Below are 14,890 nucleotides of genomic sequence, written 5' to 3'. Positions count from 1 at the left end.
CCAGGTCAGTCGTCGACGCGGGCGCGCCGGAGGAGCCGCATCATGGCGCGGCCAAGGATCAGTTCTGGCGATCGGCCGCCGGCGACATTGCTGATCGCCTCGCCATCAGCGGGAAGGTCACCCTTGAAGGTCAGGCCCTTGGCCTTGGCCTTCTCCCGGCTCTTGGCCGTCTGGTCGATGATCTCGTCTTCGTCGTAACCGCGACCCGCCAGCAGGTTCGGCCGGCTTTCAAGGCCTGCTTCCATCTCGAGGATGTCGGCCTCGGCATCGCCGATACGGTCGATCGACTCGATGGGCGGCGGTGTCCACTGCATGGCGACCTCGCGGTCGGGGAAGCGGCCGATCTCGATGCCGAAACCGTGGAACCAGCTCCAGACGCGGTCGAGCGCGATCGGGATGAAGGTCAGGAACTGCACGCGGCCGATCATGCGGTTGAACTCGAGGCGACCAGCCTTGTAGCTGGAAAAGTTCACATTCGAGAGATCGCCGGTCATCTGCTCATAGGTGGTGCCGACGCCAGCCGCGGAGGCGAGCAGCGCAAGCCGAGCCAGGTCGGCGATACCGCCCGTCTTGGGCGGGTTGGAAAAGGTGATCTGCTCGCCGTCCTCAAGCTGCTCAATCATACCGGGGACGAATTCTTCAACCGGCGGCCGATCGGGGTCGCTCTCGGTCGGGATACCGATCGTCGATTCCGGCCCGACTCCCTCATTCGAGCGATAGCGAAAACCGACCATGCACGCCGAGATATTGGCCTTCACCACCTCGGCCTCGATGCCCTCGTCGACATCGCCCAGGCGCTTCACCACGCTTTCGTAAATCGAGATGCCATCCGTCTGGCCGACATATTCGGCGTGATAGAGGTCGATCACGTCCTCTGCGGGAAAGGAAATGGTCTCACCGGTCCACCAGCGATTGCCGGGGCGGGTCCGGTTGAAATGGTAACGGACGGGGCGGGCATCCTCGTCATATTCAACGCCGCCCTCGATCCGGTCGCCGATCTTGCCTGTGGCGAGCATGCCGCGGTCGAAGGTCTGCAAGCGGACCGCGCTGAGCCCCACACCCTTGACCAGGCGGCGGACGATGAACACGCGCCCGTCGCGGAACATGTGCCGGGCCCAAAGCTCTTGCAGGCCATACAGGTCGAGGCGACCATTGAAGTCGCACACCTTGATCCAGTCCGCCCACGCCTTCTTCAGGTTGCGCGACCCGCTCGGGATGCCCTTGATGCCCCAGCCAATGAAGCTGTTGAGCAGCGCATTCATCGCCTTCCGCGCGAATGGATTTTCGGCGACGAGGGTCAGGACCTCCTGGCGGCTGACGAAGCGCCCAGGGCGGGCGTCATTGGGCTTGCCGGTGTTTACGCCCCAGGTGCTGCCGCCGCTGCCGGCGAACCGCTTGCTGCGCTTGGGCGGCGCCGAACGGTCGAGCAGCTTGCGCGCATGCTGACGCCGCAAACCTTTCTCCGGGCTGGCCCAGCCGACGAGGCGATCGACGATATTCACCGGCAACGCCCCACACGCCCGATGATCAGGCGGCGGCTATTGCGCGTCGCGGCATTGGCCGCCTTCGCCACATCCCCACGCATGATGTTCAGCGCGGACAGCATGGCGTCGAGGTTCTGATATTCGGTGCTGCGCCCATCGGCGAAGGTGACCTTGCGGACACCACTACCGATCGCGGCCTGCATCGCGTCGACGTCAGATTGCGTGAACGCCATCAGCGCTTCCCCGAATTGATCTGGCGGCGGCCGACGCGCGCAAGCACCTTGTCCTGCGCGGCGTGGACCAGCGCCCGGAACTCCGGCTGATCGTCGGTGTGCTCGATCGGCAGTTCCAAATAGGCGTTCCACGCCAGTGCGAGGGCGTTGACGACGTCCGCCTCGGCCCGGGTCATCACGAACGGATCGTCCATCACGACCTCCTTTTCATCCAACCCGCCCCCTTGCGAGAGCCGAACTTGGCTCCGATCCGCGCCGGTTTGGTCGGTGGCTTGGCAGCGGGCGGCGGCTTCTTCTTCACCGCAGCAGCGCTTTTCGATTGCGGCGGCGGATCGGGGTCGGCGACGATCGTCGCCTTGATGACCTGATCCCATTGCCGCGGCGTCCAGCGGTCCACGCCGAGGCTGATCGCGATCGCGCGGGCATAGACCGCGTTGTCGAGCGCCTCGTTGCGGTCCCGCAGCTTTTCCCATTCGCGCCGGACCATGCCGTTGCGCATCTTGATCATCTTCAGCTGCTCGGCGACCAGCTGCTTGACCAGCTCGTCCGACATGCCATCGGGCAGGAAGACGAAGCCGTCGGGATATTCGCCGCCGTCAACCGGCTTTTCCAACTGGATGTCGCCGTATAGCTCCAGCTTCAGCATAGAGGTGCCGACGGTCCAGAGCCGCACGCCCCGTTTCAGCTTCTTGCCGCCGATCGACATGTCCATCCACGACGGACCGGCGATGGCCTGGGCGGCGGCAAGCGAATGGCGGCCTTTCAGCGCCATGGCGAAGCCCGGATGCCGGCGCGCCCAGGCATAGACGGTCATGGTGTTTTCGCCGTCGCCGGAATCGACACCACAGCGGGACAGCCGGAGCCTCCGCCCGTCAGTTGTCACCCATTCGCGCGCGACCTCGCGGTCCAGCTTCTCCCATGTCGCGGCGTCCGCAATCGCGCCGTCGATCTCGATCCGCTCGACGAAGGCGCGCTGACGTCGCGGCCCGAACGCCCATATGTCGAGGTCTATGCGACCGCCGCCGCCGCGCTGGACGTCGGCTGATCCGACCAGGATGCCTGTCCAGGATGGCGGTGTGCCAATCTGCATCGCCTTCTCCCGGCGATCGTAAAGGCGCTGCCACTCCGGGGCCTCGCCCTTTTCGGCCCATGCCTCGCCGAGCGTCTGATTGACGAAGGTTCGCAAGAGGTTCGGATCGTGCCGGACCTCCAGAAACTCGCGGGCGATCTCGAGCCAGGCGGCGCCGGGATGCTGACTATAAGCGGCCCAGATATGAAAGGATCGGTGCCGGGGGTAGGCGGCAGGATTGTCGGCCCGCCATTCGCCCTGCTCGTCCATCCACGGTTTGTGCTCTTCGTCGATTTCGCAGCCGTTTTCGCACTGGTACCAAGCGCGGGTCGGTGCGTGACGCGGCTCCCACCGGATGCCAGCGCCGGTACCATCGCCGAACACCAGCTTCTGCATGTGCCCGCAATCGGGGCAGGGAACGTACCGATATTCCTGGCTGCCCTGCTCAAACAGCGCGTCAATCCGGCTGAAGCCTTTGACCTTGGGGGTCGAACCGGCAGCGCGGAAACGGCGCGGCGATGTAAGGTTGCGCTTGAAGGCCAGTCGGGCCGGGTCACCTTCCTCCTTGGCGGCCCACGGGTATCCGTCACATTCTTCCAGGAATACGTCATCCGAGGTGACGCGCCGAAATTCCTTTGGGCTGTTCGCGCCCTTAATCTGGATCCAGCCGCCTTTGTAACGCTTAGCCCGGATCTGGTTATCGGCGTGCCGTGGCTTGAACGTCGCGACCTCGCGGACGATCTTCCATTGCAGGACCGGGTCGAGGTCGTCGCGGCTGAACTTCTCGGCGTCGTCGATAGTCGGCTGGTAGATCAGCGAGCGCGCCGGGTCGTACCGGATGCGATACGCGACGAAGCATTGCAGAATGGTCGAGTAGCCGATGCGGCTGCTCTTCCGAACCGAGACCTGCTCGGTCTCCGGGTCGGTGAAGGCGTCCGCCATATCTGACTGGAACGGGAACGGTCGGATGCGCCGCCCATCGTCCGTCCGGCCATGATCGCGCATGAATTCGGACAGCTTGGGCTTGATCCGAGGCTTGAAGATGCTGAGCCATTCGCGGGCCGCCGCCGCGATCTCCGCGCCGACAACCTGAATGGCCGAGGGTTCAGCCCTCTTCTTCGTCCGAGGGCTCTTCCTCATTCAGGCCCCCGCCTCTTGCCTCCTCGACGCGCGCCACGGTCAATTCTTCCAGGGCATCGTTGATGGCGGTGTCGATTTTGGCGCGCAGCTTGTGGTCGCCGTTCGCCACCTCCAGCCCGACCTGCTGCAACCGGGTGACAGCCAGGGCGATCACCGAGACGACGGCACCGGACATGTCGGGCAGCGACGCCAGTTCCCGGCGACGCTCCGCATTATCCATCGCTTTGCTGTCGGCCTGCTCCTTCTTGAGCCGGGCGCTTTCGGCATCGAGGTCCAGCGCATCCTGTGCGCCTTCGATCCCGTATTTGCTGGCGGCCCATGCTTCCAGGTGTTCGAGCAGGGTCGATCCGTCGGGCGGCAGGTCACCCTTCGATCTAAGCTCGCCGATCCAGCGGCTGGAGACGCCAAGGATGGCCGCGATCTGGGGCCGAGTTGGTTCTTCGAGGTCGATTTCCACCACTTCCCTCCCAAGGGGGTCATACTTCCCTGTAAAAATGCCAAGAAATGGCGGTTTTCCGGGGGTTTCAGCGCCAAGAGGGAGGAAGAACTATGCGGTTTTCTTGTGGCTAGACCGAAGTTGCGCCTTTGCCCCCCGTATACAGATGGGGCCGGGAAGGACCCAAAGGCCCATCCCAGCAGACCCAATCAGTCTTTGCTCGCTTCGGGTTTGTCCTGTAGCATGTCGATGAGGGTATCGCGCAACCAGACCCGAAATTCGCTCGGCGTGAGATTCGGTGGCTGCTCAATCTCAATGCTAACAGACATGTGCCCGATGTCTGGCTTGGCCCGAGTTTTCCACTCATGATTGGGATAAAGCAGGATTTCAGCGCTCACCCCTGGGTTTGAATATACCGTCTCGCTGGTCTGTGCGCCGTTGGTTTCTTGGGTGATCGCCACGCGCGAAGATATGGTGAAGTTCTTCAGTATCATCGTCATAATGATGCTCCATATTGGCAATGGAGCATTAGCAAGCTGATCAAGCAGCTCATAGGGTGCAATCTAATTAAGTCTCATTGCGCAGCACAACCACACCAAGCCTATCGCGGCTGGTCCGGTGCTGACGGAGGCGGTCGAAACCGTGGCGCTAACCCGTCGATGGCCGCTCATGCGGCGATGCCCGCAATGGGCTGAGAACCGTGCTGTACCACGTCTGTTCCGATAAGGTAAGAGGCAATCGACACGGTGAACCCACCACCGAAGTTGACCTTCGCCTCCTTGCCGGTGCTCGCCTCAACGATGCCAGTCATGCCCGCGAACGCGCCCTTCTTGAGTTTGATCTGCGTCCCAGGCTCGACGTGGCGGCGCACCGATTTGAGCGCCGACTGCCGGAACCGATCCTCAGCCGCGCGCAGCGAACTGAGCCCGCTATCACGAACCTCAGGAATGCGATCACCGTGGCGCATGATGCGGAACGATGGATGCGGTGAAGTGGGCAAGCGGAGGATGCGGAAGATGTCGGGCATGGCGCTGGCGCGCACGAAGACGAACGTCGGCGTGATCGACAGCTCGACTTCGACCACCTGCTTCCGCTGCTTTCCGCGCCCCTGGCGCCGCATCGTCCGCGTCGGCGTCCAAGCCTCGATGCCGCTGGCCGCCAGCGACCGGGCCAGCGGAATCGTCCGCACACCAGCCGTCGTCAGGATGCACCACTCGCTACCGTCGCGCACATTCCGCCCCATAAAATCCGCCCTGCCAATCTGTTGAGAACATACCATAAACACCGTGGATCGCTCACCCCTTTGCGGTCAGCTGCCACTCGATGATGTCGAAGTCGTAGGATGGTGGATAAGCCCGATCCGCCAGCGTCCACCGGTACCGCTTCGGCGAGATGCCCCGCACGACGACACCGTTACGGAAGCATATGTCGACCGTTTCAAACGGTGGCGGGGTGCCGCTGTTCTTGGGCAACTCATGCCGCCCGGTCCGAAAGCTCGGCGAACATTCCGCCATCAGCGCCGATCCTGCGGCGGGCAATTTCGGAATAGGCTGGGTTCAACTCGATGCCGATGCAATCGCGCTGCAACCGATCAGCCACTAGGCCGGTGGTGCCCGCGCCAAAGAAAGGATCGATCACGACGCCGCCCGCCGGACAGCCCGCCAAGATGCACGGTTCGACCAGCGCTGGAGGGAAGGTCGCAAAATGCGCCTCCTTGAACGGTTGAGTGGCGACATCCCAGACCGAGCGCTTGTTTCGCGTCGGCCCCGTGCCCACGCCGCGCATGTCGCGGCCGTCGCGATTAGCAGGACCGCTGTCTCCACCTCGCTCGGCACCTTGCCCACGAAAGGCGTTCCGGCCGCCGCGCCCGACTGCCTTCATCGTGCCGTTGGTTTTGCCTGGCACGCGCTCAGAACCGGCCTGGGCTTCGACGTTCTGCGACAGCCGCGCCACGCTCGCAGCGCTGATCGGTTCAGCGATCGCGTCCTGATCGAAATGGTAGCGAGGCCCCTTGCTCAGCAAGAAGAGATATTCGTGGGCCTTCGTGCACCGATCTTGCACGCTCTCGGGCATGGGGTTTGGCTTGGACCAGATGATATCTTGGCGCAGATGCCATCCATCAGCCCGCAACGCGAAGGCCAGCATCCACGGGATCCCAATCAAGTCCTTTGCTTTGATCCCGTCGCCGCGCAGCGCCCCCGTCCGGGTAGATTTCTGCGGATGGTTCGCCATCTGATGACGGCTCATCGCCGATGACGGGCTGGGGCCATGCCCTTGCGCACCCCAACTACCCGCATAGCTATCGCCGATGTTCAACCACAGCGTGCCGTCATCGCGCAGCACCCGCCGGACTTCCCGGAACACCTCGACCATGCCAGCGATGAACTCGTCCGGCGACGCCTCCAGCCCCATCTGGCCGTCGACACCGTAATCACGCAGCCCGAAGTAGGGTGGCGAAGTGACACAGCAGTTGACGCTGGCGTCTGCAATCGAGGCGAGCACAACGCGGCAGTCGCCTTCAAGAATGCGAACCGTCATGCTGCCTTGGCCTCCGCCGCCTGATAGGGCTTGAACGGCCCGTGATATTTCGACCGGATTACGAAGGCGCCGCCGGGCAGCCGCCGCAGGACGCCGCGCTCTACCGCGATCCGCCGCCACTGCTCGGGCACGTCGCCGATCGGCTCGCCCGCCCTGACATTGGTGAACCACCGGTCGAACCGTTCGGTCGTGTAATCCTGGCATAGGCGCAGGGCGGTTTCCTGATCCGACACCGGCGGCCGGTACTCGGCGAGGATGTCGAGACAGTCGCGGGGCGTCGGGAACCACCGCAGTCGGCGACAGGCCTCGGTTGCCATGAACGCCAAGGCTTCGGCGCTGTATGTGCCGAGCAGCGCGGCATAGGCAACGACGCGGCGGGTACCTGCTTCCATGTCGACGTTCTTCGACGGCAGCACCGATGCCATGATCTCGATATAATAGATCAGGTCATCCTCCGTTGCTGAAACGGGAGGTGAGGGCGGGCAGCTCTCCGCCCACCGACGCAGGGCGTTGCACTGGGCGTCGGAGGTCGGCTTGGCGATCACGGGCTGCGCGAAGCGCTGCGGTGAACCCGTCACCGGCTGGTGCAGCTGGTCGATTATCGCGCCGAATTTCGTTCCGATTTCCATCCTGCTTGTCCTGTCTGATAATCCATCCTGCCCATGCGGCTTGCCAGTCGACCTTCCGGCCGATGCCGCGGCGGTCATCTGCGTTGGCCGCCCAGAGGCGGAAGGATTCGAGGGCGGCACGGGCCCAGTCACGGCCACGGCGGTCGACAATCTCCCGAGCGACGGTGTCGTCAGCGAAGCGGACTGGTTTCCAGTCAGCAGGCAAACGGTGATACCGAGCATCGTCCGATTTGCGGGCGCGCTTCCTCGAAGGAGGCGAAGCCTCCGAAGAGGATGGTTCAGAAGGGTTTGGGTCAACGTGGTTGACTGGTGCGGCCTGTGAGGTTGACCGGTCGTTCTGCTTTACCGGTCCATGAGGTTGACCGGTCGATTTCGTTGACTGGCGGGCGACGCGCTCCGCATGGCACTTGACCAAGGGCAGGGCCTCCAAAGCGGAGACGATGATCCCGTATTCGACCGTGTAGCCATTGGCGTTCCCGCGACGGCCGATGGCGACCAGCAGCCCCTCCGCGAGGAAGGCGTCGATGGTGTTCAGGATCGCCTGCTTCGAACAGCAGAGCTCGTCGGCCATAGTCTGCTTGGACGCGTAGATGCCCGAGCCGTCGTCGCTGGCCTTGTCGGCGAGCAGCGCCATGACGGACTTGCGCATTGGTGTTCGCAGGTCGCGTTTGTATGCCGTCGAGATGAGGTGATTGCTCACGCGGGCTGGTGCCCCTGTTGCTGATCGGCGAGCAAGCGCCGCAGTTCTTCGACCTTGGGACGCGCCAGTTCGAACCGACGCGTCTCCAAGCGGGGGGAAGTGGGCCGCTGCATCCGACGTTCCGTAAGCGCCGCGTCGAGGTCGGCGCGCAGCGGGGCGAGGCGGTCAACGGCATCGGGGCGGAAGATGGAGAACAGCGACCCGAGCATCAGATCATCCCCAAGGCCTTCATGTAGACCTCCAGGATCGCTTCGCCTTCCTGGAACTCCTCGCGCTTCATCTTGCGGATCTGGAGCAGCTTGCGGATCGCCTTCGGGTCGTACCCGCGCGCCTTGGCCTCGGCGAACACATCCTTGATGTCGTCGCTGATGCCTTTCTTCTCTTCCTCCAGGCGCTCGGCGCGCTCGATCAGGAGGCGGAGCTCGTCGGCGGTGACGTTGCCGGTGGTCTCATCGTAATCTGCCATGGTCGTTCTCCTGTCAGAGGCTGGCGCTGGCGACGCCGCCTAGGGTGAAATCAGGCGCGGGCTTGCGGAGCGGCCGCACGGTGATGAGGGCGGCCCCTGCGGCGACGCGGGCCATCTTTTCTTCGAAGGACAGGGGCGGGCGGGGCGGCTTGCGCACCGGCACCGGCATCGTGCCCTGCGGCTCGCGACGGCGGGCACGCTGGGGTTGCGACTGGAGGAAGTCCGTGCGCGCCTGCTTGATCGCGTTGAAGCTGGGCACATCGCCCGACACGCTCCGCTGCATCAGTACCAACACCGTCCCCGGCGTGTGCTCCTGCACGAGCGCCTGCATCAGCGCCCAGGAGCTATCGCTGCATCCGCGTCCCATCAGCGCGGCTTCCGCCGACCGTCACGGCAATAGCCGCAGCGGTATCCCAGGTGATCCAGCACCAGCCGGGCGAAGTGGTCGCCGCAGCCATCGCATTCGCCAGCGATGCCGACGGGATGCTCAGCAGCGCGCGCGACAGCGACGCCGTGCTCGGCCTCAGCGGCGGCAAGCTCATTGGCCTGATCGATCGCGTCGGCCATTACGCTGCCGCCTTGCGAGCGATACGCGCATTCCAGCCCTTCAGGCCCTGAACGGGCACGGGGAGAAGACGCAGCTTTTCGTTCGCGAAAACGGCCCAAGCCGCTCCCGCGTCGTCATTGGCAATCGTCATTGTCGTCACTCCAGAGCCGGGTCAGACCGGCCGATTGGTCCTCAGTGTTCGATGATGTCGGCGAGCGCGGCGCCCAGCGCGCGGGCCCGGTGCTGCAGCTTGGCCCGCTCGACGTGGTCGATGTGACCGTCGCGGCGCGCCTCGCAGATTTCGTAGGTCAGACCGGCGGTCTCCGATGCGATCTCGTCCCAGTTCGTCTCGCTGGTCTCGATGTCGACCAGACGGACGTCGCCGGGCTCGCAGATCATCGCGATCGCTTGGGCGGGGAGGTGACGGCGCAGCGTGAATACCGCGCTCAGCGGCAGTGTGGCACCGCCCGCCCACTCGCGCAGCGTGCTCTCCGGAATGCCGGACGCAGCCGACAGGGCCGCGCGGGTCGTGTGCAGGCCACGGCCCACGAAGCTGGAGAACATCGCGATCTGGCGAGCGGCGACATCCCGCTGCATTGCGGCATGATCAGACATTATTCCGACGCTCCGTTTCGATAGTGGAATGGGTATGAACAGAGATCTCTCCACCGCACCGCGCGCCGTCCGCATCGGGATCGCTCGCGCGCTGGTCGACCAGCTCACCGGCGGCGCAGGGAAGCGACGCGCCGCCGGTGGGGTCACAGCTGCCCGCGGTGGGGAGTACGGGGGCAGCCGTAAGGGAGAGGAAGTGAATGTCAGCGGTCATCGCGCCAGCCCTCCACCGGAGGCGGTGTACCCGCCCCCGGCTTCGGCTATCATCGGGTTACCACACACCGATGAAAGGATGAGGCCTTGGCCGATTACCCGATCACATTCGACGAAGCCGTTGCGCGCACCGCCCTGCATGGACTGCTCGGGCTTTGCCACGAACTGCAGAAGGCCGGGGCTATCGAGCCCGCCGCGATCAATCGCATCGGCGATTTCATGGTCCAGTACGTGGACGTCGTCAGCCCGTCGATCGACGGCGGCGAACACCTGCGCGGTTGGGTATCGAGCAATTTCAAGGTTCACGGCGCATAGCCTCGACTTCGCGACGCATCCGCTCACCGGCTTCCCGGTTACGCTGGCGCGTCGCCTCGCTGATGCCCTCGACGATCATCTGGCGGATGCATTCTTTCTGCGCCGCCGTGAACGGCTGTTCTGGGTGGCAGGCCATTATGCTGCTACCTGCGACACGGCGGCGGGGGGCGTCGCGATCAAATCCTCGGCGCTGACCTTGATCTTACGCCGCTTCGCCTCGTCCAGGACCTCGCGCTGGCGCTGCGCCGGGATGACATCCCGATCCCACCAGCCTTGTACGGTGGTATGCGAGCGATGACCCAGCTTATCGGCCATTGGCCGAATGCCGCCGAAGCGAGTGATGACAGACCGGATGCTCATAAGTGTGGCGTACACCATGAGCGTACACCCGTCAACGTGGATTGTGTACGTACGTCGCTAGATAATGAAGCTGTGGCAAATAACGAATCTACTGGGGCGGCTGTAGCGCGCCTGCGCTTGCGATCCGGCCTCTCTGTCCGTGATCTTGCTGTTGCAGCAGGGTACAACCATGGGTCAGGTGTGCAGCGCTACCTCGATCCCGCGTATGATAAGCGGCTACCGGTGGAAGTCGCGGATCGGCTGGCGTCGGCGCTGGTCGGGAAGGGGGACCCGCCGATCACGCGTGACGAAGTTATCGCCCTGACAGGTATCTCGTTTGAAGGCAGGGGCGCCGAGCAGCGGGCCACACGTATTGATAAAGCGCCGGATCAGCCATCAGTACGCTCGGTTGATGGTGGAGAAACCGCCCCTGTAGCCCGGCTCGACCTGTCATATTCAATGGGGCCGGGGAGGGATCTCGACGATAGCTATATTGAAAGCGAGGCCTTCGAGTTCGACTTGGGCTTTCTTCGCAGCATGACGGTGACGCCTCCTGATCGCCTGCGCATCGTAGATGGTATCGGCGATAGCATGCAGCCGACGCTTCATGATCGCGACCTGCTTTTCGTCGACGTGAACCAGGCGAGCTTGAATGCGCAGGATCGCATCTGGGCAATCTGGCTATTTGGCTTGGGTGCGGTGAAGCGCTTGCGCGCGATCGATACCGAGAAGGTGCTGGTCATCAGCGACAACCCCGACGTGGAAAATCAAATCGTGAACCGGGCCGACATTATCATCCACGGGCGGGTCGTGGGGTCGATCAAGCGGCATTGAGTTTGCAGCCTATTCAATTTGTTGGATCAAGCGGGGGTTCGGATGGGGTACAGTCAGGATGTCATGGACCATCCGCCATTCCAGCTTCATCTTGAGCCAGAGACACCAATCGAGCTTGGCGTCATGCTACGATGCCTCGGCGCGATTGGCCACCAATTCGAGGTTTTTGCAACCGCCGAGGGGCTGACGTCGGCGAAAGACGCTAAGCTGCTTGTCTCTAGCGTGAAACCTGGTTCGATTGATATCGGCCTGCTTCCTGACCTTTCCACGCTCGGCACCCTTGTTGCCCCGGTTATGGTCTACTCAGCGCCGGTTCTGAAATTTGCTACGGCCCTTAAGGGCTTAATTGATAAGTTCAAAAAGAAACCTGAGCCGGTTGGCATTACTATAAAAGATTGCTCTGACGTTGCTAATATCGTTGCGCCTTCCGCGCAGAGCGGTGGGACTCAGACAATCCATATATACAATGCGCCTGTCTACCAGCCAGTGGTGCACGTGACGCAGGAAGATGCAAAGATTATTCAAGCTAACGCGTTAGAGATGAAGGCATTGCTCGAAGCTGAGGCGCTCGAAGTGGTTCAGAGGACGCCAATGATTCTGTACGGCATGGATGCGGATGCCGCCCGGACAGCTGGAGCCCGGAGCCCGGACAAAGCCATCATTGAAGAGATAGACCCTAAGCACCGACCCGTATTCTTCGAAGACGAGTTCGCCGGACTTAAATCCGAGATGCTCGCTGGGCATGACAACCCATACAAGCGGATATACTTTGTGGACGTGAAGGTGTCACGGGTTGCCGGTCGCGTAGTGAGTTATCGCATAATCGGGTTCCATGGGTCAGAAGAAATACCAGACGAAGAAGACGACTGAGGGCCTGACCTCTGTCCGCGACCCATCGGAGATGGCCAAATGGTTTGCCGCCCCTTTGTCGGGGCTTTTTTGCGAACGCACACACAAAAAACGTACACCTTGTGTGTTCAACCTGTTGACGATCGTACACTAGAAGCGTACACGGTCCTCACCGCTGATCGCCGCCTGATGCGAGCGAAGCGGTCGAGGAGATCGCTATGGCGTCCGCGCCTCTCACAGCGTCAGAGATTGAAGCAGCGGCCCGAGGGTGGGTGAAGCGCGTCCTTGGTGACGCGTGCCCGGTCGACGGGAAGACGCTGGTCCAGGTCCGCTGCCTGTTCGAAAAGGACTTCGACGAAGCTCAGATGCCGCGCCGGGCGCGCAGCTGGGACTGGCTGGAGAAGGTCGAGGTGACCGCGATCACGCATTTTCGGGTGGCGTTCTGATGCGCGCCCTTCGCCTGCCTCCCTCGGCGTTTCAGACCCGCAAGCCGCCCCGCGCCGGTCGCCCGGCGTGGAAGTGCGCCGAGGAGTATAAGCGCTGGCTGCGCCGATTGCCGTGCGTGGCATGCCATACGCTCGGCGACCGCACCAATCCCATCGTCGCGGCCCATGTCGACCATGCGGGCGGGAAGGGGACGGGGACGAAGGTCGCCGATCGCCATTGCATCCCGCTGTGCGACCGTTGCCATCAGGAGCAGCACCGGGACGGCTGGCCCACCTTTGAGAAGAAGCTGCCCATGCAGGATGCCACGGTGGTGGCCACCGCATTTTGGCAGCAGTGGCCGGGCCGGGCTGCCTGGGAGCGCGACTTGGCGGAGCAGGCTGGCGCGATGCGGGGTGCGCTGTGAGCGGGCCCATCGTCGACCCCGATCTAGTCCGCGCGCTGGACGAGCTGCGCATGGTGGTCGAGCGCCTACCCCAGTTCGAAGAGCAGATGATCCTGCCGACGATCCGGCAGCATTCGAAGCAATTCGAGCATGTCATGTCGGTGCGGGCCGGGTTGCTCGACGCCATCTCGGGCCGGGCAAAGCAGCTGCATATGCGGCCGGGCACGCTGCGGTTGATGGTCGAGCTGTCCAACGACTACCGCGCGAAGACGCGCCGCCGAATTCCGCTCGACCATCTGCGCCGTCAGACGTCGACCGTGCTGGAGGCGATGAAGCGCCGCAGCCTTCAGGCTCAGGCCGATTACGCTATCGCCGAGGTCGCCATGAAGGCCGCCGCGGAGGCGGTGAACGAGGCCCGCGACGGCGTCCAGTATCTCGACGCTTCGCGCGCGGAGGTGGCCCATGGCTGATCCCAATCTCCCGCCGGTCGGGCGGCAGCCGTCCGTGCGACAGGTTAGCCCCTCGGTGCGGACGCCCTGGTACGGCAATGTGGTCGGCTACCGGAATGTTGACGGCATCCAGGTCGGTGGCGAGCGCTGGACCACCCAGCAGGCCGCCGCGATCCTCCAGCGTGGTCTGGACCCGCTGACCTGCGAGGCGATGGAAGTCCGGCGCCAGGCGGTCAACGCCGAGATCTGGATACCTGTCGGGAATCTGCCCGCCGTCTTCGCCTTCGATTGCCCCATCATCCAGCGGATGGCGAGCGGCAAGGTGAAGGTCATAGCGCCTGACGGCCAGCCGAAGATCGTCTTTGCGAACGGCTGGGGCCACCACCCGATACGGCGCCCCTCGCAGCCCGAAGACGGCTTCTCGCAGACCCGAATCCTCGGCGCTGGCGGCTCCGGCTCCCGCCCGATCTTCTCCACCACTCGGAAGGCAATACGATGACCTTTTCCGATCACGTCGCCCAGGCGCTCGGCGTCCTGTGCGTCTGCATCTTCGCCGCTGCGGGGACCTGCGCCTTGGCGTCGCTGTACCGCGATATTACGACTCATCGGGGCCGCATCGCCGAGGTGTGGTGCGCCATAGTCGACCGTATCGCAGAGCGCTGGCACGCGGTCGCGGTGCTTTTCCCTGTCACTGGCACGGCATCGTCCGACCGGCAGGCCGAGGAGCCGCGCTGATGGCCTCGGAATATCGCTCCGTCACCGTCGCCCCCGGTCACACCCTGCGCGTCCGCAAGCTGCCCAAGCAGACCGACCGCCCCGGCTTCGTCCGCGTCGAAGCGCGCCACCGCCCGCCCTTCGACGTGAAAGCCTCCCTCTGGAATGAGGCTCCGATCGTATGAACCCCGCCGAGATCAACGCGATCGGCGTCATGCTGGCGAGCCTTCGCGACGATGGGGAAGCGGCTGTTGTCGTCGCTGTCGCTGCGCACGGTCCGTCGATCGACATGCCGGATGGATCGCTGGCGGCCACCGTCACCACTGGCCCGCTGACCGCGACCGCTTCCGCGAAATATCTTGCGGACGCCATTGGCCTCGCTCGCGCCGATCTCCGACGCCATGCGGCGCGCCGCGAAAAATCCCAGGAGAACGCCAATGCGTAAGCCTCGCCGCGCCCTATCGGCGCTCGCCTTCATCACCGCGATCGTGATG

Annotated in this window: 28 protein-coding genes; 10 read left to right on the top strand and 18 right to left on the bottom strand. The window is 63.7% G+C overall.

Annotation, left to right across the window (positions count from 1 at the left end):
- Positions 1-5 precede the first annotated feature (5 nt).
- From ACQR50_RS10455 to ACQR50_RS10380, 16 genes are all read right to left on the bottom strand, one after another.
- Complete coding sequence (locus ACQR50_RS10455; protein WP_428968269.1) at positions 6-1,502, bottom strand: phage portal protein; 1,497 nt, start codon at positions 1,500-1,502, stop codon at positions 6-8.
- Complete coding sequence (locus ACQR50_RS10450) at positions 1,499-1,717, bottom strand: phage head-tail joining protein (RefSeq protein WP_428968268.1); 219 nt, start codon at positions 1,715-1,717, stop codon at positions 1,499-1,501. Before ACQR50_RS10450 ends, ACQR50_RS10455 begins: the two co-directional genes overlap by 4 nt.
- Positions 1,717-1,911, bottom strand: a complete 195-nt coding sequence (locus ACQR50_RS10445) for a hypothetical protein (RefSeq protein WP_428968267.1) — start codon at positions 1,909-1,911, stop codon at positions 1,717-1,719. The genes ACQR50_RS10450 and ACQR50_RS10445 overlap by 1 nt, the downstream gene beginning before the upstream one ends.
- Positions 1,911-3,926 (bottom strand): phage terminase large subunit family protein, encoded by a 2,016-nt coding sequence (locus tag ACQR50_RS10440; RefSeq protein WP_428968266.1) that lies wholly within the window; start codon positions 3,924-3,926, stop codon positions 1,911-1,913. The genes ACQR50_RS10445 and ACQR50_RS10440 overlap by 1 nt, the downstream gene beginning before the upstream one ends.
- Positions 3,892-4,383 carry a terminase gene (locus tag ACQR50_RS10435; protein ID WP_428968265.1) on the bottom strand — a complete coding sequence of 164 codons (492 nt, stop codon included), beginning with the start codon at positions 4,381-4,383 and terminating at the stop codon, positions 3,892-3,894. Before ACQR50_RS10435 ends, ACQR50_RS10440 begins: the two co-directional genes overlap by 35 nt.
- A gap of 188 nt (positions 4,384-4,571) precedes the next feature.
- Positions 4,572-4,862 carry a hypothetical protein gene (locus ACQR50_RS10430; protein WP_428968264.1) on the bottom strand — a complete coding sequence of 97 codons (291 nt, stop codon included), beginning with the start codon at positions 4,860-4,862 and terminating at the stop codon, positions 4,572-4,574.
- A gap of 167 nt (positions 4,863-5,029) precedes the next feature.
- Positions 5,030-5,593, bottom strand: coding sequence for a transcription termination/antitermination protein NusG (gene nusG, locus ACQR50_RS10425; RefSeq protein ID WP_428968263.1), 564 nt, complete (start codon positions 5,591-5,593; stop codon positions 5,030-5,032).
- Positions 5,594-5,657: 64 nt separating this feature from the next.
- Positions 5,658-5,876 carry a hypothetical protein gene (locus ACQR50_RS10420; RefSeq protein WP_428968262.1) on the bottom strand — a complete coding sequence of 73 codons (219 nt, stop codon included), beginning with the start codon at positions 5,874-5,876 and terminating at the stop codon, positions 5,658-5,660.
- Positions 5,836-6,900, bottom strand: coding sequence for a DNA-methyltransferase (locus ACQR50_RS10415; RefSeq protein WP_428968261.1), 1,065 nt, complete (start codon positions 6,898-6,900; stop codon positions 5,836-5,838). The genes ACQR50_RS10420 and ACQR50_RS10415 overlap by 41 nt, the downstream gene beginning before the upstream one ends.
- A complete protein-coding gene (locus ACQR50_RS10410; protein WP_428968260.1) occupies positions 6,897-7,325 on the bottom strand; it encodes a hypothetical protein in 429 nt (142 codons plus the stop codon). Before ACQR50_RS10410 ends, ACQR50_RS10415 begins: the two co-directional genes overlap by 4 nt.
- Positions 7,326-7,347: 22 nt before the next feature.
- Positions 7,348-8,229, bottom strand: coding sequence for a hypothetical protein (locus ACQR50_RS10405; protein ID WP_428968259.1), 882 nt, complete (start codon positions 8,227-8,229; stop codon positions 7,348-7,350).
- Positions 8,226-8,438 (bottom strand): hypothetical protein, encoded by a 213-nt coding sequence (locus ACQR50_RS10400; protein ID WP_428968258.1) that lies wholly within the window; start codon positions 8,436-8,438, stop codon positions 8,226-8,228. The genes ACQR50_RS10405 and ACQR50_RS10400 overlap by 4 nt, the downstream gene beginning before the upstream one ends.
- The gene (locus ACQR50_RS10395) at positions 8,438-8,695 is read right to left on the bottom strand and encodes a DUF2312 domain-containing protein (RefSeq protein WP_428968257.1); all 258 of its coding nucleotides are present in this window, start codon (positions 8,693-8,695) and stop codon (positions 8,438-8,440) included. Before ACQR50_RS10395 ends, ACQR50_RS10400 begins: the two co-directional genes overlap by 1 nt.
- A gap of 13 nt (positions 8,696-8,708) precedes the next feature.
- Positions 8,709-9,026 carry a hypothetical protein gene (locus tag ACQR50_RS10390; RefSeq protein ID WP_428968256.1) on the bottom strand — a complete coding sequence of 106 codons (318 nt, stop codon included), beginning with the start codon at positions 9,024-9,026 and terminating at the stop codon, positions 8,709-8,711.
- A gap of 35 nt (positions 9,027-9,061) precedes the next feature.
- On the bottom strand, positions 9,062-9,262 hold the full coding sequence (locus ACQR50_RS10385; RefSeq protein WP_428968255.1) for a conjugal transfer protein TraR: 201 nt from the start codon (positions 9,260-9,262) through the stop codon (positions 9,062-9,064).
- A 172-nt stretch (positions 9,263-9,434) separates the two neighbouring features.
- The gene (locus ACQR50_RS10380) at positions 9,435-9,839 is read right to left on the bottom strand and encodes a hypothetical protein (RefSeq protein ID WP_428968254.1); all 405 of its coding nucleotides are present in this window, start codon (positions 9,837-9,839) and stop codon (positions 9,435-9,437) included.
- 315 nt (positions 9,840-10,154) lie between these two features.
- Here ACQR50_RS10380 and ACQR50_RS10375 point away from each other — a divergent pair, with 315 nt between their 5' ends.
- Positions 10,155-10,382, top strand: coding sequence for a hypothetical protein (locus tag ACQR50_RS10375; RefSeq protein ID WP_428968253.1), 228 nt, complete (start codon positions 10,155-10,157; stop codon positions 10,380-10,382).
- Here the strand turns inward: ACQR50_RS10375 and ACQR50_RS10370 are convergent.
- Positions 10,363-10,518, bottom strand: coding sequence for a hypothetical protein (locus tag ACQR50_RS10370; RefSeq protein ID WP_428968252.1), 156 nt, complete (start codon positions 10,516-10,518; stop codon positions 10,363-10,365). The two genes, ACQR50_RS10375 and ACQR50_RS10370, sit on opposite strands and share 20 nt — an antisense overlap.
- Complete coding sequence (locus tag ACQR50_RS10365; RefSeq protein ID WP_428968251.1) at positions 10,518-10,697, bottom strand: hypothetical protein; 180 nt, start codon at positions 10,695-10,697, stop codon at positions 10,518-10,520. Before ACQR50_RS10365 ends, ACQR50_RS10370 begins: the two co-directional genes overlap by 1 nt.
- Here ACQR50_RS10365 and ACQR50_RS10360 point away from each other — a divergent pair.
- From ACQR50_RS10360 to ACQR50_RS10320, 9 genes are all read left to right on the top strand, one after another.
- On the top strand, positions 10,677-11,555 hold the full coding sequence (locus tag ACQR50_RS10360) for a S24 family peptidase (RefSeq protein WP_428968250.1): 879 nt from the start codon (positions 10,677-10,679) through the stop codon (positions 11,553-11,555). The two genes, ACQR50_RS10365 and ACQR50_RS10360, sit on opposite strands and share 21 nt — an antisense overlap.
- Positions 11,556-11,618: 63 nt before the next feature.
- Positions 11,619-12,425, top strand: coding sequence for a hypothetical protein (locus ACQR50_RS10355; RefSeq protein ID WP_428968249.1), 807 nt, complete (start codon positions 11,619-11,621; stop codon positions 12,423-12,425).
- 251 nt (positions 12,426-12,676) lie between these two features.
- Entirely contained in the window at positions 12,677-12,850 is a 174-nt protein-coding gene (locus tag ACQR50_RS10350) for a hypothetical protein (protein WP_428968248.1), read from the top strand.
- Positions 12,850-13,254 carry a hypothetical protein gene (locus ACQR50_RS10345; RefSeq protein ID WP_428968247.1) on the top strand — a complete coding sequence of 135 codons (405 nt, stop codon included), beginning with the start codon at positions 12,850-12,852 and terminating at the stop codon, positions 13,252-13,254. The genes ACQR50_RS10350 and ACQR50_RS10345 overlap by 1 nt, the downstream gene beginning before the upstream one ends.
- The gene (locus ACQR50_RS10340) at positions 13,251-13,703 is read left to right on the top strand and encodes a hypothetical protein (RefSeq protein WP_428968246.1); all 453 of its coding nucleotides are present in this window, start codon (positions 13,251-13,253) and stop codon (positions 13,701-13,703) included. Before ACQR50_RS10345 ends, ACQR50_RS10340 begins: the two co-directional genes overlap by 4 nt.
- Entirely contained in the window at positions 13,696-14,181 is a 486-nt protein-coding gene (locus tag ACQR50_RS10335; protein WP_428968245.1) for a hypothetical protein, read from the top strand. Before ACQR50_RS10340 ends, ACQR50_RS10335 begins: the two co-directional genes overlap by 8 nt.
- Positions 14,178-14,417: a hypothetical protein gene (locus ACQR50_RS10330; protein WP_428968244.1), complete on the top strand. Its 240-nt coding sequence runs from the start codon at positions 14,178-14,180 to the stop codon at positions 14,415-14,417. The genes ACQR50_RS10335 and ACQR50_RS10330 overlap by 4 nt, the downstream gene beginning before the upstream one ends.
- The gene (locus ACQR50_RS10325; RefSeq protein ID WP_428968243.1) at positions 14,417-14,581 is read left to right on the top strand and encodes a hypothetical protein; all 165 of its coding nucleotides are present in this window, start codon (positions 14,417-14,419) and stop codon (positions 14,579-14,581) included. Before ACQR50_RS10330 ends, ACQR50_RS10325 begins: the two co-directional genes overlap by 1 nt.
- On the top strand, positions 14,578-14,841 hold the full coding sequence (locus tag ACQR50_RS10320; RefSeq protein ID WP_428968242.1) for a hypothetical protein: 264 nt from the start codon (positions 14,578-14,580) through the stop codon (positions 14,839-14,841). The genes ACQR50_RS10325 and ACQR50_RS10320 overlap by 4 nt, the downstream gene beginning before the upstream one ends.
- Positions 14,842-14,890: the final 49 nt, after the last annotated feature.

Source organism: Sphingomonas sp. Xoc002 (genome assembly GCF_050408055.1).
Lineage (GTDB): Bacteria > Pseudomonadota > Alphaproteobacteria > Sphingomonadales > Sphingomonadaceae > Sphingomonas > Sphingomonas yabuuchiae.
The sequence above is the reverse complement of the archived record's forward strand: the minus strand, read 5'-3'. Positions and strand labels throughout refer to the sequence as shown.